Annotated in this window: 15 protein-coding genes; 11 read left to right on the top strand and 4 right to left on the bottom strand. The window is 61.5% G+C overall.

Translation table 11 applies throughout. From position 1 onward, the window contains the following. Window positions 1-207: hypothetical protein (locus H7J93_RS28745; RefSeq protein ID WP_267309661.1), on the top strand; the 207-nt coding region annotated here is incomplete at its 5' end. 65 nt (window positions 208-272) lie between these two features. On the opposite strand, the gene H7J93_RS28740 is transcribed toward H7J93_RS28745, so the two are convergent. Next, the gene (locus H7J93_RS28740) at window positions 273-623 is read right to left on the bottom strand and encodes a helix-turn-helix domain-containing protein (protein ID WP_267309660.1); all 351 of its coding nucleotides are present in this window, start codon (window positions 621-623) and stop codon (window positions 273-275) included. A 293-nt stretch (window positions 624-916) separates the two neighbouring features. On the opposite strand from H7J93_RS28740, the gene H7J93_RS28735 reads away from it, so the two are divergent. The 4 genes from H7J93_RS28735 (at window position 917) to H7J93_RS28720 (ending at window position 6766) form a co-directional block, all read left to right on the top strand. Continuing rightward, the gene (locus H7J93_RS28735) at window positions 917-2503 is read left to right on the top strand and encodes a TniQ family protein (protein ID WP_267309659.1); all 1587 of its coding nucleotides are present in this window, start codon (window positions 917-919) and stop codon (window positions 2501-2503) included. A 166-nt stretch (window positions 2504-2669) separates the two neighbouring features. After that, window positions 2670-3431, top strand: coding sequence for a TnsA-like heteromeric transposase endonuclease subunit (locus H7J93_RS28730; protein ID WP_267309658.1), 762 nt, complete (start codon window positions 2670-2672; stop codon window positions 3429-3431). A 35-nt stretch (window positions 3432-3466) separates the two neighbouring features. Next, window positions 3467-5575 carry an integrase gene (locus H7J93_RS28725; RefSeq protein ID WP_267309657.1) on the top strand — a complete coding sequence of 703 codons (2109 nt, stop codon included), beginning with the start codon at window positions 3467-3469 and terminating at the stop codon, window positions 5573-5575. A gap of 3 nt (window positions 5576-5578) precedes the next feature. Then, window positions 5579-6766, top strand: coding sequence for a TniB family NTP-binding protein (locus H7J93_RS28720; protein ID WP_267309656.1), 1188 nt, complete (start codon window positions 5579-5581; stop codon window positions 6764-6766). Here the strand turns inward: H7J93_RS28720 and H7J93_RS28715 are convergent. Then, entirely contained in the window at window positions 6675-8354 is a 1680-nt protein-coding gene (locus H7J93_RS28715; protein WP_267309655.1) for a TniQ family protein, read from the bottom strand. The two genes, H7J93_RS28720 and H7J93_RS28715, sit on opposite strands and share 92 nt — an antisense overlap. Before the next feature lie 103 nt (window positions 8355-8457). Between H7J93_RS28715 and H7J93_RS28710 the strand changes: the two genes are divergently transcribed. The 3 genes from H7J93_RS28710 (at window position 8458) to H7J93_RS28700 (ending at window position 11532) form a co-directional block, all read left to right on the top strand. Continuing rightward, window positions 8458-8709, top strand: a complete 252-nt coding sequence (locus H7J93_RS28710) for a helix-turn-helix domain-containing protein (protein ID WP_059092402.1) — start codon at window positions 8458-8460, stop codon at window positions 8707-8709. Window positions 8710-9007: 298 nt separating this feature from the next. Continuing rightward, the gene (locus H7J93_RS28705; RefSeq protein WP_267309654.1) at window positions 9008-9436 is read left to right on the top strand and encodes a hypothetical protein; all 429 of its coding nucleotides are present in this window, start codon (window positions 9008-9010) and stop codon (window positions 9434-9436) included. A 1343-nt stretch (window positions 9437-10779) separates the two neighbouring features. Beyond that, window positions 10780-11532: a L,D-transpeptidase gene (locus tag H7J93_RS28700; RefSeq protein ID WP_267309653.1), complete on the top strand. Its 753-nt coding sequence runs from the start codon at window positions 10780-10782 to the stop codon at window positions 11530-11532. A gap of 70 nt (window positions 11533-11602) precedes the next feature. Here the strand turns inward: H7J93_RS28700 and H7J93_RS28695 are convergent, their stop codons facing one another. Next, on the bottom strand, window positions 11603-12076 hold the full coding sequence (locus tag H7J93_RS28695) for a copper resistance protein CopC (protein WP_499892483.1): 474 nt from the start codon (window positions 12074-12076) through the stop codon (window positions 11603-11605). A gap of 372 nt (window positions 12077-12448) precedes the next feature. Between H7J93_RS28695 and H7J93_RS28690 the strand changes: the two genes are divergently transcribed. The 3 genes from H7J93_RS28690 to H7J93_RS28680 are packed head-to-tail and all read left to right on the top strand — an operon-like array spanning window position 12449 to window position 14459. Then, a complete protein-coding gene (locus H7J93_RS28690; protein WP_267309652.1) occupies window positions 12449-12643 on the top strand; it encodes a hypothetical protein in 195 nt (64 codons plus the stop codon). Beyond that, entirely contained in the window at window positions 12640-13092 is a 453-nt protein-coding gene (locus H7J93_RS28685) for a hypothetical protein (RefSeq protein ID WP_372508064.1), read from the top strand. The genes H7J93_RS28690 and H7J93_RS28685 overlap by 4 nt, the downstream gene beginning before the upstream one ends. Next, window positions 13089-14459: a hypothetical protein gene (locus H7J93_RS28680; protein ID WP_267309651.1), complete on the top strand. Its 1371-nt coding sequence runs from the start codon at window positions 13089-13091 to the stop codon at window positions 14457-14459. Before H7J93_RS28685 ends, H7J93_RS28680 begins: the two co-directional genes overlap by 4 nt. Window positions 14460-14816: 357 nt before the next feature. Here the strand turns inward: H7J93_RS28680 and ctaE are convergent, their stop codons facing one another. Beyond that, the gene (ctaE, locus tag H7J93_RS28675; protein ID WP_059088549.1) at window positions 14817-15410 is read right to left on the bottom strand and encodes an aa3-type cytochrome oxidase subunit III; all 594 of its coding nucleotides are present in this window, start codon (window positions 15408-15410) and stop codon (window positions 14817-14819) included. Window positions 15411-15537 lie beyond the last annotated feature (127 nt).

The raw sequence follows: 15537 nt of genomic DNA, 5'->3' as shown, positions 1-15537 counted from the left end.
GCGGATGTGCTCAAGAGCCTGCCGTGGTTGGTGGTTTCAGGCTGGATCGTCCTCGAAGATGGACGCGTGCTTCGGGGTCCGACTGCGAGGGCCGACATGAACGAACGAGCGGCTTTGCGGCGTTTGGCCATACGAGAGGCCGCCCAGGCCGCCAACACGGACGAGGAGCGCACCTCGTCGACGGCAATCCCGACACCTTGTGGCTGATGTCGCGCTCGTTGATCGTCGACGACCTCTGGGCTGGCCAAGTTGAAGCAGGTCCTGGTCTCTTACTACTGGGCGAAAGTGTCGAGGTCGATGCTGATTTCGACTCCGTCGCGTTCTACGACGATTCGTGAATGCTCGATCCCTGCGGCTTTGAGATAGTCGCGCAGCGTCGATAGGAGAAGGTCGTGGCGACGCTCGATGCGTGAGATCGTGCCTTGGTCAGTGCTCAGTGCGGCCGCGATCTGTAGTTGCGTCAGGTTTCCTGCTCGGCGGATGTCGGCCAGACCTTCGGCGTAGACCCGGTTTGCGTTCTCGCGTTCAGCTGCGTAGCTGCGCACGTCATCCGCGATGAGGGGATCGGTGACCAGCTCGTCGATCCTGTTGTTCATCCGACGGAATGTCTTGCCTTCACTCATCGTGGTCCTCCTCAATTTCGTGAAGCCATGTGGATCTTGCGGCGGTCGGTTACTTCGATCAGTCCGAACTCAGCCAGCTCGTGGATGTAAACGTACCGGGGTCAACGTATAGCGATAATGCCCTCGCCGCACTCGACTCGGCGACGCCATAGTTCCTAGCTGAGACCGGCGCGATCGTGGCACCACTAGTAGGGCGGACATGCGGCTGTTCGCGTGACTTCCTGAAGTATGCGCATTCGGCTACGAGCAGACTGGCTGCTTCCGGATCGAGCCACAAGACGGGGATCCGGCTAATGGTGACCGCCGCTCTCTTGCCTGTGCGGGTCAAGCCTGCGTCAGGGGAGTGCATCGATTCATGGTTGGATGCGACGGCGGCTGTCATGGGAGTTACGCTCGGCGATGTATCTCGCCAATTGCATCTACCGATAGCCGCGAAGCCGCAATGGATTTGGTGGCTGCCGCAGTACCAGTTGAACTCTCTTCAAGTGTTAACGGGCACCCCGGCCGAAGACATCGCAACGATGACACTCGACGACTACGCCGTCAAAGGTCTACCCGTCCTCACCGATTCACACGAACCCGACCGCACATTCCCGTTCGGCGTGTTACCGGGGTCGAGGTTCTGTCCCGAGTGCCTACACGAGTCGAGCGGCAGATGGCGGCTCGTGTGGCGGTTGGGCTGGTCATTCGCATGCACAACCCACGGCCGGTTGCTGGCTGCTCAATGTCCGAGTTGTGGAGAGGATCAGCGGCGCCGGCAGAACTACACAAGCATTCCGATGCCGACCCAATGTCGGTGCGGCTGCGATCTCACGTCGGTGCCCACCACTGCGGTTGGGAGCGAGCACGACGTCGTTAAAGCGCAACGCTTCATCGACAGCCTTCTCAGCGGAGCACGCCCGAGCGGATTGCTTGCGCGGCAGACGCGTTCCCGCCGCGAGCCACTGGAAGCGGTCCGGAGTCTGGCCAATCGAACGATCAACTTCGCGGCACGCCACGGCTTGGCAACCGCAGCAAGACTGGGAGGCGGATTCACATTCGATGAACTTTCCGCGGAACCGAATCCGAGCCGTGGACGAAGTGCGGTGAATTCCTACCCATCGATGCGGACCGTTGAGGCCGCCGTGGGGATAACCGTTGCTGTCAAGGTCTTAGGCGCCGAAACCATTGAGGAATCAGCGAGCCGGCTTCGGTGGCTGGTAGACAGCCAAGACGCCAAAGCCCGCCAGACCGAGTTGCTCTGGTGTCGCACCGACGATGCGCTAGCTGCGGCGATCACGATTAAGGCGAGTAGGCAACAGCTTGGAGCGCAGGGCGAACTCCGCTACCGCGCGGCAACTCCAGCGCCCGAAGCCCCACGGCGCAGTTATCTCGATGACTGGAGCTTCGCGGCGACACTACCCGCATTGATGTGGCCAACCTGGTGCGAGAAGCTGCTCGCGGATACGTCAGTAGATGCGGATATGAGGCGCGCGCTATCGATCGCCACGCTCATCGTCGGCAGCAATATCACGATCGGTGGTGCAGAGAAACTGTTGTCTGCGCGCCCGTCCCACCGCACCGTGAATGAACAACTCGAGCTCCTCTATTCGTTGCCGCGCTGGAACTCTATATGCAGAACGCTAATCAGTCTGAGCGACTATCTCGTAACTCAGGGTTCAGAAATCGACTACGCGCGTCGGAGGAAGTTGGTCTACTCGGCTCGGCTCGAGTGGCAGGACTGGCTCAGGATCAGGGGCGAATCCGCCGACGAAACGCTGCCGCGGACGGCGCCCCAGCAACCAGACCAGGCGCTGGTGCATCTACGTCGCCTCGGGATCGACGAGCCTGTAGAGTGGCATCCGCCGCTCAAAATAATTGGTGTCGCGGACCTAACATAGCTACCCGTAAACTAGAAGATCGGTTGGGCTAGAGCGCATTTCAACACCCTCGCAGAATCAACTTGTGCTATTCACCATCGTCTTGACCACGTAAGATAGTCCGCGCTGGTCTCGCGCGGGGGCTTGTCCTTCTTGGCGCGCGGGAACCGACGAAAAGGTTCGAACCATGCCTTCGAGTGACGATGAAGACGATCTCCTTGACGCCTTGGCATTGCGCGCGCCAGGGCTTACGTGGACGTTCAGGCTGCAGGGCACCGAAATCGTGTGGATGTGGCAGCGGAGTAGCTCGCCGCCGGTGCACAGTCTCGAACCAATGCGAAGGATTGTCTCGTCCACCTTCAGCCGCCATATACCCGTGACGGCTCACTCCATGACTAACGGTGCGAGCGTGCATCTCGAATCCGGACTGGAGCACGACCTCTTCCGGAGACTCGACAGAGACCCGCGTGTCGCCTGGATGGTCTCGCAGCCATTCCGGCTCGCGTGGAGAGGTTTGCCTGGACGTCACACTCCCGACCTTCTAACCGTTGATGTCGAGGGGCGCGTGACTATCTGGGACGTACGCGCACCCGAAAAGCAGGACGACGAGTTCAGGGCCCAGAGCCGCATCACAGAGCACGCGTGCGCTGCTGTGGGATGGCGCTATGAGGTGTTCGGCGAAATGGCTCAAGCTGAGCGGCTGAATCTCATGTGGCTGAACGGGTTTAGAAGAGAGCCATCATGGTTGCAATTTCATGAACGCCAGATTGTTGACCTCGTCTCCGGTCACGAAGCAACCCTCGGAGCGTTGTTTGACGCGGACGACGGCTCCGGTGAACTGAAATCGTCTGTTTGGCATATGGTTTGGAAGGGGGCTTTGAGTATCGACACGACGTGCCAGTGGGGGCTGGACACGTCTGTGCGCCTATCTGTCGAAGTATTGCGATGAACGCCGGCCGGACATTTCTCTACGAGGGAGCGCGGGTGCTCACGGAGACGGGTGCGGAGCTCGTCGTTCGTTTCGACCCTACGGGTGTCGATCTTCGCGACTGTCTCAACAACATTCGGCATAGGGACTGGAACGATCTTCCGCTCGTGCAGAATATCGTCGATGGCCGGCCGGTTGCCGTCGCTCGGACTCTCCGACCGCTCTGGGACAGCCTCGACGACAAAGCCCGCGAACGCGCGCTCAACAAACTCGAAATTGTTCTCGAGATCGTGACTGGATACCGCGATGGTCATCCTGAACTCAGACGACCCGGCGAACCATACCCTCCGTTCGGTCCAGGGTTTGGCGTATCCGAGTCGAAGCGGGCCGTAGCAATGGCGTCGGTTCTCATTCAGGAGGGTCGAAATGACCGTAAGGTCCAGCGCCGCTTGCGAGACGGCGAGCTGACGTCGGTCGGGACGAACGAGAGCACCATCAGAAACTGGGTGCGAAGCTGGAGGCAGAAGGGACTGCTCGGATTGATCGATGGGCGGCACATCCGCAAGAGCCTGTCGTGGGAAGTCATCGATCCGCGCTACCGCGCGATCGCTGAGGAAGAGTTCGCGACTCTGGACGGTGATAGATCGAATCTGGCGATCCAAGAGATGCACAGACGAGTGCTGGTCAAGCTCCGTAACGCAGGCATTGACGACTACCACGCGCCGCAGCGCACGACGCAGAAGTTCCTCTCGAACTTGAAGCACCAGAGAGGTGAGACCACCAGGTCGCAGCGTACCAAGAAGCTGCAAACAGCCTCAGGTTCAACACAATACCCAGGCGTTCGGCCCGGCCAAGTGGTAGCGATTGATGTCACGCGAGCCGACAATCTCGTATACGACACCTTCAACGGTAGGCCGCTCAGCGTTGAGATCATCACCGCTATCGACGTCGCCACACGCGTGGTCCTGGCGCTCCGGGTGGTCCCGATGAGCGCGAATGGCTTCGAAGCGGGACTACTCCTCTATGACGTCTGCAGGCCGTTCTCGATGCTCGTCGCAGGCACGACCGTCAGCGATTGGAGATGGGTCGGCCTGCCCAAGACGGTCGACCTTTCGAGTGCGGTGGGCAGGGTGTGGCGTCAAGACCTGGAGGTCGACTTCGACACGTTGCAGGGCCGGCATCCGATCCCGTCTGTGATGCCGGATGCGATTCATTGCGACAACGCCGCGATCTTCACCAGCGTGCACTTCCGTGCACTTCTGCGCGATCTTCAGATCGACCTGTTACTCAGCCGTCCGGGCAACCCCACCGACAACCCGCAGGTCGAGCGGTGGCATGAGACGATCCAACGTGGCTTGCAGCAGATTCCGGGCTACAAGGGGCGGAACGTGTCTGAGCGGGGTCGGCTCGTCGCCGATGAGCCGCTGTTGACGGCTCGCGAACTGCAACTACACCTGCGAAAGTTCATTGCGCTCGATTACCACAGACACGGACACGACGGTCTCATCCAACCGGGCGCCGAGGCCGCCAAGATGTGTCCACTCGACCTATGGGACGTCATGGTCGAAGCCACTGGTCGTATCGATGTGCCCCAGCGCCACGACCTGATCTACCAATTCTTACCTATCAAGTGGGGCACCATCGGGCCAGCGGGAGTGGAATTCTCCAATCTCCGATACGAAAACCCGCTTGTCTTCGAGCCGTTGCGCTATGTCGAGGTGGGTCGATTCCGCGAGAAGGACCGGGCGGCGCCGTTCTTCTACGATCCAAACGATCTCTCCCGCATATGGTTTCATGACGAATCCACCGACAGGATCGAACCAATTGAATGGGTCGGCCGTAGTAAAGTCGACGCACCAATGACCGATGTCATCCTCGACGAGCTCTGCCGCAAGATCAGACGCCGCGGCGGCAACCATGTGTTCAAGCGCGGCTTGACAACCCAACTGATCATCAACGAACTCGGCGAACTCACGTCGGCAAGATCGAAAGCGGATCGCCGCAAGACGGCTGCTGCGGCACAACGGGTCGAACAGTCGCGTATCGATCATGCCGAGGCAGAAGCTGCCCAGGAACGCGCCAATCCCGTGCGCAGCATCGCGCCGCGGACGTTGCCGACTTCGTCGATCAGGCGGGCGTGGGACAACTTGCTGGAAACCGAGTAGGCGATGGACTCGCAGGAGTGGCACGACAACTGCGTCAAAGAGCTACCGCACGCGCCTCCCAGCCGATCGTCCAAGCAACTGAACGCCATGTCAGACCAGGCGCGAAATGCTTATATCGAGCAACTCGAGGCGTGGCTCGCCCGGCTCTACCTTCCGACAGCGGCGTTTACCGAGATCGAGCATGCTCTTGACCGGACCGTCCGGGACAACATGCTGGAAGGTCCGGGCGCCAAACAGATCGTCGTGTTGACCGGACCGAACTACGTTGGCAAGAGCACGTTCATGCTGCGGTGGGCACAGAGACGATATGTGGAATGGACCCATGATGCGCTGCACGACCGTCGGGGGCGTCCCGTCCACTATCCATCGGACGGTGTAGAGGCCGACCTATGTCCTGTGATTTGGATCGACTTGGGTTCGGCCGCCAAAGTCAATGATGTGACCACCGAGTTGCTCAACGGTTTCAACCTTGCGAGCACCGGCCTCACACGTGATCTGACTCATCGAGCGATGCATGGGCTACGTCTGCACCGCACCCAGATCGTGGTCATGGACGACGCGCATCTTCTGAAGACCGACTCCAAGAGTGGGCGCGATGTTCTAGACCACATCAAGAGCATCAACACCAAACTTGGTCAGGTCTCGAGCGCGACCCTCGTCCTGGTCGGAGCCAACCTCGCAAACGGCGACCTTGTGAACGACCCACAGATCGCATGTCGATTAACGGAGTTTTCCGTCGCACCCTACGGCGTAGATACCGAGGAAGAACAAGCCGAATGGCAACGCGTCGTACGTGACCTAGAAAGGTTGGTGCTGCCACACCTGCCCGCAGGTGAGCCGGGAATGCTCTTCCTGAAGCTGGCCGGCGAACTATGGTTTCGCACGCAGGGCTACGTTGGCGACCTGCGAAAGCTAGTCAGTCGAGCGACCGTTGCGGCGATTACGGACGGCTCATACCGGATCAGCGCGGAGCACCTCAAAGCGATCACGCTGAGCAAGCGTGCAATTCGTGATACTGCAGCGGAGACGGAGCGCCGCCGCACTGAGTCATCGACGCAGACCCGGCGGCGGCGCCGGAAGCGCGCACGCGTGTCTGATCTCAACGCGCTGGGGCCGGAAGAACGAGTCGGCGCAGCGAATCCTGGGCTGCGACCGGCAGTCGGTCACGAAAGGCGCGATAGCCGGCCTTGATGCGATGGCAAGGCGGCACAGCCCACGCCGGACTGTTGTCAAGACAGCCTTGTGCCACCTCGCACCACATCCATGTGACGGCGTAGACCCACAGGTCAGGACTCCGTGCTGGGGTGGTCGACAGGCGCCAAGCTGGGTACCAATCGGCGGGATTGCGAGCCAGCAACCGGACCTGCGCTTCGAGGGTGCGAAAGTCTCTGCTCGCGGGGAGGCTGTTCAGCGCCAGGTTGATTTGGCGCTGAAGCGCCTCCGGCGTTGCGCGCATCCGCGCACGCGCGGCGCGTGAGGTACGGGAGCCGAGGTCGGGCGGCAGCCCAATCCTGACAGCCGCGTCGGCCCAGTTCTTCACTAAGACAATCGCTCTCACCATGCATAGCGACACATAGAGCCGGCCGGTGCGTTCGTAGCCGCCAAGCATGCCGGTGAACAGTTGACGATAAATGCCGACATCTATCATCTGGGGTATCGCCGATGGTTGAATCCTCCGACAGCGGCGACCGTGATCGAGTCGTCGACCCACATCGCGGCGGTCGGCTACAGACGCGGCGATCAGTCGCTCCATCGTCGGCGTTCTCTTGGTGCGATTAATTAGCCAGACGGCGGGACCGTTCTTCTCGTCTTCGACGAAGCGAATCCACTCACTCAACCGGGCACCACCAGCCTCAAGATTCCGTTGCATCAGAATTTCGTGGGCGCATCCGAGGACGGCCCCGCGAACCATTGCGCTGTGCGGGGGACTGAAGCCCCAACGAGCTCCACGAACGCGCGTCGACCGAGCCCGCGCCTCATCGCGCAAATCGCCCGCCCACGATACGGCAGTCTGGGCCGACGTCCTCGCTCCCAGATGAAGCAAAAGTGTTGCAAGGTTGCGGAGTTCGGCAAGAAAAGTACGAGGGTCGGCAGGTGTGCCGAACATGATCACCGTCTGCCCATTTATCGCTCGATGGACGGCTTCCGTGCAGTCGAGCGCAGGGCCGTTCGCCGGCTCAGCGGCGTTTGTGAGTACCGAGCGAAGACACGGCTGCCGCAGGACGACAGGATTGCCGCACGGTTGCTCCGGTCCGAGCACCGAGCGCAATGGCCAGTACCGGTGGCTGCGAAACCGTTGGCCGCAGCCGCCGCATTCGGTGGTCAGATAGGTGCCGTGATGAATGCACGTGGCCACGATCGGCAATCGCCAACCAACTCGCCAGATTCCCTGCTGTGCAACGCATAAAGGACAGAGTTGCGTGCCGAAGGGAGGAAACCACCCCTGCACCACGATCCTGCGATAGCTGTGCCTGTCTAACGGATTGAGGGCATCGAGGTACAGAGGCCTTCCTGCGTCGAAGCGCATGAGAGTCGCGGTTCGAAGCCGCTCGGCAGGGATGCCGCTGAGCCTTTCGATTCGCGCGAGCACGGTGTTGGTGGGCGCCGTCATGAAGAACGCGAGTGTCGTATGGGTTGCGCCTTCGCCGCGGCGGAGCGCAGCCAGGATGTGCTCAGGGTCGAGATCGTTGGCTTGGGTGAGGCGCTCGAGAAAGCTATCGAGAGCTTCGTCCTCACCCAGAGACACCCTGGTTGGCAGCAAGCTTAGTTCCGTCGGCATGATCCTGTGACCTCGGTCGACCACTGTGTGTGAGGTGCGGCGCAACGCTCAATGTACTACTAGTAGGGCAGACAATGATGGGCGTCCGCTGACTACTTGATGGGTGCCGACTCGCCCTAGTCAAAACAACCCGGAACGGGTTGCCAAGTGGGAGGCCTGGCGGTTGGAGGTAGGCACGAGAATTCGCGACGTCCGGCTATCGCAGGAAATGACTCAGGAGTCGCTCGCGCTGCGATCTGGCGTGACCCGAAACGTGCTCATCGACGTCGAACATGGACGGCGCGGCCTCCTATTCGAGCGGCTCCTCGATATTGCGGAGGCCTTGGAGGTTGCGCCGGCGGAACTACTGCCGTGATTGCAGGGACGCCTTGGACGCCACAGAACCGGCTCAGATGAAGCCCTACTAGTAGTACACTAAACTTGTGAGTATGGCGGCCAGACCAGGGCAAAGATGCGCCGCAGCGGCTCCGAGATGGCTAAGCGGGCCACCTGCTTATCCTTGCGGTTGCCCGACGAACGACAACCTTCGGGCATCACGGCGGACAACTCGGGCCATCCCCGGGAGCAAGCCCGGAACCCTGATTGCGCGGGCCGCACCTCGGTTACACGGTGCGCTAGCGGTTGGCGCCAAGTAGATGCGCCGGACCAAGCGCGTGACTGTCTCCGATAGCGCGATCAAGGACATGATCGCCCGAAACACCACGGCCTCTGCGCGGCACGAAGGACGGGAATTGCCCGATGGCCACACGCGCTCACAGGCCGTTCAGGATTACCTCGACGGGCTGGCATCAAGGAGTAAACGCGATGCAGCGCAGAATATTTCGTACACTGATTCGGATAGCGCAAGTGTCGGTTACTGGAATTACCGCGTAGTGCAGTCAGCCGACGGATCCGAGTACTTCATCGCGGAGGTGTATTACGCCGGCGACAAGCTGGGGTGGGTCGACGGCTCCCGCGACCTTCTTCGCTGGGAGCGGTACCAGGACCTCATTGACACCGTGCAACTGATTAGACACGCGTTCGACCAGCCTTTGCTGCGTGTGACGGAGGACGACCGTCTAGTTGAGGCCACATCTACATGATGGAACGAGCGGTTATCGGCGCTCGATCCGGCGATCCCGGAGTCACACTAGAGCGACTGGATCTTCGAGCAAAAACAGGAGCGTGGGCAGGTGAGGGACGATGAGGTGGACCCTGCGCTGGCGATCATCGACTGAGGTGGCCGACCTTTTCCACGGACCCGAGGATCCTGAGTGGGCGGCGGACCGAGACCGAATCGCGGACGAGCTGCAGGATCCGTGGCAGCGGGCGGTTCAAGCGGATTAACGTCGTCCTCGTGAGTCCCGTCGCTGCGGAGTGATCAGTCGCGGTGGTCGCGCATTCGGTGGACGTTGCGTGATGTCGCTGCAGCAGTGAGCAGTGTTCGTAGTTCGGGATTGGACCAGTACTCGTACTGGGCGTCAGTAACAGGCTGAGCAGGCTGAAGGATAATGCTGCCATCCGCGTTGTGGCGCAACAGGAACCGGCTATTCGGGCGGCCTGGCAGAGTGATGCGTCCGCGGTCATCTGTCTCAACGAACTCGGAGTCGGGCACTTCACGATCGTAGTCGCCGCGCCAGCGGACCGATGACAATCTTGACCCGACGGGATCGGCGCTTATCGGGGGGAGGATGACCCCAACACCCTGGAGGCGGTGGAGTTTGCCGCCTTGCAAGAGGAGTGAACGGATGGCGCACGACGAGCGATGCGCCGCGATGCCAGCGAAGCAATGACAGAAATTTCACGGCCGCGCGGATTCGTTGTAGCGACGGACCCAGACCAGGTCGCAGCCGGACTGCAAGATCAATGGACAGACGGCCAGCTCAGGCGGATCAACGTCGGCCGAGCCGGTCCCGCCGTTATTGAAAACGTCAGTCACGATTATGGCGTGCTCGGCGAACGCTATGTCCGGAAGCTGCGGCGGCGAACAGCGCCTGTAGTGGCACCCGTCCCGGCCTTTCTCACGTCCTGCGCAGGTTGAAGGTGGAAGCCGCCGTCCTAGTTGCGCCGCGACAGGAAACACCGACTGGGACGACCCCGAAGTGTAAAGCGACCGCGACCCTCCGGCTGAACGAACTCGGGAGTGTTCGCGGCGCAACGTCGGATGACCGAACTGCTTGAGATCTGAAGACGGAGATCTGGCCGCCGCTGACGACTGGAGGGCACCGCCGATCTGATTCAGCAAGAGTTCGGCAGACCCGTTCTCGGGGTCACACCGTACGGCCGCCGTATGGAGGTGGCGCCTGACAGGAGCGCAGGCTGCAAACGGCCAGCCGGTGGAGCGGAGTGAGTCGATATGAATCCCGTTCGGATGTCGTTACAACGTTAACGGCCCTACGTAGCAGAATAGTAGTTGCAGAACACCGAAGCGGCGGAGGGAGAACCTATGGTCGGTCAGATTCGCGCTGTGCTCGTCGCGGTGGGCGTGGCGTACTTCGTATTCACCGGCGCAGGGGTTGCCGACGCCGGGACGGCGACACCAAGCAGCATGGCGTTGGCGACGGTTGTCTCACCTGAACCTGGCCAGGTGGTCGGCATCGCCGCGCCGGTGACTATCCGTTTCAGCAGCGTCGTCGCCGACCGTGAGGCGGCCGAGCGCGGCATCACCATCGACACGCCCGTTGAGGTGCCAGGACGGTTCACGTGGACGAGCGACCGCGTCGTGCAGTGGGCGCCGCAAGGCTTGTGGCCGGCCCATACTCCGGTGTCGGTGCGCACGGACGGGATGTCGACCAGCTTCGATGTCGGGGCAGCGGTCGTGTCCGTTGCTGACATTTCCGCACATACGTTCACTGTGAGCATCGACGGTCAGACGGTGCGTGAGATGCCGGCGTCGTTGGGCAAGCCGGGCTTTGACACTCCGCAGGGCAGTTTCAAGGTGCTGGAGAAGCAGCGCCGGGTGAAGTTCGATTCACGCACTATCGGCATTCCGTTGGATTCGCCGGAGGGCTACCTGATCGACGGCGAATACGCGGTGCGTGTTACGTGGGGAGGGGTCTATGTGCATTCAGCGCCGTGGTCGGTTGGCTCGCAAGGCAGTGCCAATGTCAGCCACGGTTGCATCAATCTCAGTCCCGATAATGCGGCGTGGTACTTCGACACGGTGAACATCGGTGACCCGGTCATTGTTCAGGCGTGACGGGCCTGCGCTCGCTAGCGCACAGGTTGTGGTACCGGTAAGGATTCACGAGCCGGTCGTTCGATAACGCTCAGGATGGGTCGGGCGAATCCGCGGATAGCCTGGCTGCGTCATTTGCTGCGGCATTTGCTGCGGATTTCCGTCGATTCCTCCGCGATTGCCAGAAAGCGATCACGCCGCCCAGGGCCAGACCCGCGGCACCTGCGGTAATTACCGTCGTTTTGGTGTCCGATGTGGCAGGAGCTGCCGTTGACGGCGGCGGAGCTGCGGTGCTAGGCGCGGCAGCTGCCGATGTAGAAATGGGCCGGGGTTCGTCGGATACGTCGGCGAGGGTGAACTTGTAGGAGCCGGTGACAGGATGGCCGTCTGCTGAGACCACGCGATAGCCGACGGTGTAGACGCCGTTACCGGGCCGGCCTGGTTCGACGGCCGCGGTCAGGCGCTGTCCCTGCACCTGTGGGGAGCCGGATATCCGATCGCGACCGTCGGCGCTGCTTAGGGCGACACTCGCGAACTGTGGGCTGATGTCCTCGTTGAAGGTCAACGTGATCGCAGCCGGCGCGGCCGTGACGGTGGCGTCCGGCGCGGGATCGGAGCTCGAGAGCGCTGTGTGAGCCGCAGCGATTCCGCTTCCACACGTCAAGGCAACCAACATCCCCAAGCTGGGAACGATAGTGCGCAAGGTTGGATTCACGGTCCTCTTCTCGGTTCACGCTATTGCTGACACCCCACGGCGCTCAGCGCATCCGAGTGTATGTTTCGGACAGTTTCGTATGGGGATGATACGTACGTAGGTAGCCGGTATGTGCAACCAGCTGCCGCAGTGCTGTCGTGGATCGATGGAGGCCGAGCTGATGTCGAGACTTCGACTCATTCGCTGTCGCGGAGCACGGGCTGCCTGTCAGGATGCAGCCCGATGAGCGCTCTAGCGGCAACCGATGTCTTGTACGTCGCCACCGATGTCGGGCTGTGGATGTCGCTACCCGCGTTCGGACCGGCTTTTGTGGTGGTCGGCGTCGTCTTCTACGTGGTTCGGCGGGACAGGCGCAAAAGCGCCGCCGCTGCCGACGGCATCGGAGAGGCAGACAAGGAAAGGCACGATGCTGAGTGAGCGTCAGGGCGCCCCGTTTAGTCGTCATGTCTGTGGCGGTACTCGCCGCAGCACTGGTGGGCTGTGGATCCCCTAGCGCCCCCTCCGAGACGGCGGCGCCCGATGCGTCCTCCGGTGCTGCTCCCGGATCACCCGCCGCGCCGGCGCCTGCGCTGACCACGTCGTCCGCGCCGGCTGTTGACGGCACGGTCGTCGACATCATCATCGCGGGCGGAAAAGTCACGCCGACGAACGGCCAGGCGCAGGGCACAGTCGGCAAGCCGATTGTTCTGGAGGTTGACAGCGATGTCTCGGACTCACTGCATGTCCATTCAGTGCCTGAGCACACTTTTCAGGTCGAGCCTCGGCCGGACCAGCAGTTCGAGTTCACGGTTGACGTGCCGGGCCAGGTCGACATCGAGTTGCATGATCTCAATCGCACGGTCGTGACGATCCAAGTTCGGCCGTGACACCTGCGCGGAGCGTGGATGTGCTGGCGCACGGCGTAGGCGGTTCCACTGACCTTCCGGTGCCGCTGTCGTTCGCGTTGATAGGCGCTGCGTGGGCGTTGACCGCGACTTTCGCTGTGGTCGCATTGGCTTGGAAGACACCACGTTTCGACCCGAACAAACCGGGGCGCGACCTACCGACGTGGATTACCCGCGCCGTGGACTCTGTGGTACTGCGATGGATGGTGTCGCTGGCAGCGTTGTTCTTCGCGGTTTGGGTGGTCGTTGCGGCGGTCTTCGGACCGGACGGTGGTGAGAACGCCTTGCCGGGGGTGTTCTACGTGCTGCTCTGGGTCGGGCTGGTGGCGGTGTCGGTGATCGTCGGCCCGGTGTGGAGAGTCATCTCGCCGATGCGGACGGTATATCGGTTGCTTGGCATGAGGCGTCGTGAGTCATCCGACCGGCCCACGTCGCGTGAGTATCCAAAGTCGTGGGGGTTCTGGCCGGCGGCGTTCGGTCTCTTGGCTTTCGTTTGGCTCGAATTGGCCAGCCCGGACCCCGGCTCGCTGACGGCGATCAAAGCGTGGCTGCTCACGTACACGGTTCTAATGTTGTTGGGCGCTGGACTTTTCGGTTCGCGCTGGTTCGCCCGGGCCGACCCGTTCGAGGTCTACAGCATGGCCGTGTCGCGGCTCGCGCCATTTCGGCGCAGCCCCGTGACCGCCCGGATCACGGCGATCAACCCGATGGACCACTTACCGACCATGCCGATCCGTCCGGGAAGCGTAGCCGTCCTCGCGGTGTTGCTTGGCTCTACGGCCTTCGACAGCTTCTCGCAATCACCCGCGTTCCGTAATTTCGTGGATCGGTATGCGGCATCGTTACCGGTGCTAAGCGAATCCTGGGCCGCCTCTCTACTTCGGACCGTCGGTTTGGTGGTGTTCGTGTCCGTTGTCGGCGTGACCTTCTGGGCTGCGGCGAGGGCAACCGGCGGGGTGGACCCGGACCGCCGCCGGCAACTACCCGGCGAACTGGCTCATTCGTTGATACCGATCGTCGTCGGTTACATCTTCGCCCACTACCTCTCATATCTGGTTGAGCGCGGCCAAGAGACCATCGTGCGGCTGGCCGATCCGTTAGGCCGCGGGTGGCACCTACTCGGGTTGGATTCGACCGACGTGGTGTACGTGCTGTCCCAACACCCTTCGGTGCTGTGGACGATCAAGGTCTCGTGCGTGGTGATCGGCCACATCGTGGCTGTGATCGCCGCGCACGATCGAGCGCTGCGGTTACTTCCGAAACGGAATCAAGTCAGCGGACAGCTCGCGATGATGCTCACCATGGTCGGGTACACCTTCACCGGCTTGTATCTGTTGTTCGGGGGTTAACGACGATCGGCCGGGACGCTGATGCACTTCGGGTGAGGTGGTGGCGTTCACTCTTGCCAGCCCGAAGCAGGATGACTGCGATCGCCATCAGGCCGAAGAGCGCACCCCCCAATATATAAAGGGCTGGGCTTGCACCTTCGGGTTGTTGCCCGCTGTGGGTGTCGTCGTAGGAATGCTTGGTTGGAGTGGGAATGGCAGGGGTTTGCGAGGTTGTCGTCGACGCAGACTGCACCGACGGGTCTGCAGCGCCAGACGGCACAGCATTCGAGACCAGTCCTACCAGTATCGCGGCGAAAGCAAGCACGATCGCCTGCCGGGCGCGACGACCGACTTGGCGCAGGCACGGCGTTGCAGTCGTCACCGTACGAAGTAGATCGTGGCGAACAGTGCGATCCAGACGATGTCCACGAAATGCCAGTAGTACGAGACGACGATGGCGGCCGTCGCCTGCGCCGGGGTGAACTTGCTCATTCGCGTGCGCATGAGCAGGAAGACGAAGGCGACTAGACCGCCTATGACGTGCAATCCATGAAACCCAGTCGTCAAGTAGAAGACGGAGCCATACGCGCTGCTCGACAGGGTCGTTCCCTCATGCACCAGGTTGATGTACTCGTAGCCTTGGCCTAGAACGAAGAAGAACCCCATGACGAAAGTGACGAGGTACCACCGGCGCAGTCCGAAGACGTCACCGCGTTCGGCGGCAAAGACACCCATTTGACACGTGAACGACGACGCGATGAGTACCAATGTCACCGGCACCGCGAGCGCGAGGTTCAACTCTGTGGGCGGCGGCGGCCATTCGTCAGCCTGGGAGCGAGCGGTGAAGTACATCGCAAATAAGCCGGCAAAAAACATCAGCTCGCTGGATAACCACACGATGGTCCCGACGGAGACCATGTTGGGCCGGTTTAGAGAATGAACCCGGGCCGTGATGGCGGTTCCACTTGTCATGCCGTCCCTCAATGCAAATCCGCAGGCGATCTACTAAGTCACTGCATACTATGGCACATAGTAGATAGACGTCCGGCCACCTGGACGCTGGCATTCGCGAGATGCGAAAGACCCTCTGCAACTCGAC

This window comes from Mycobacterium barrassiae, from assembly GCF_025822765.1.
Lineage (GTDB): Bacteria > Actinomycetota > Actinomycetes > Mycobacteriales > Mycobacteriaceae > Mycobacterium > Mycobacterium barrassiae.
Note: the sequence above shows the minus strand (reverse complement) of the source record. Positions and strands in the feature narration are given on the sequence as shown.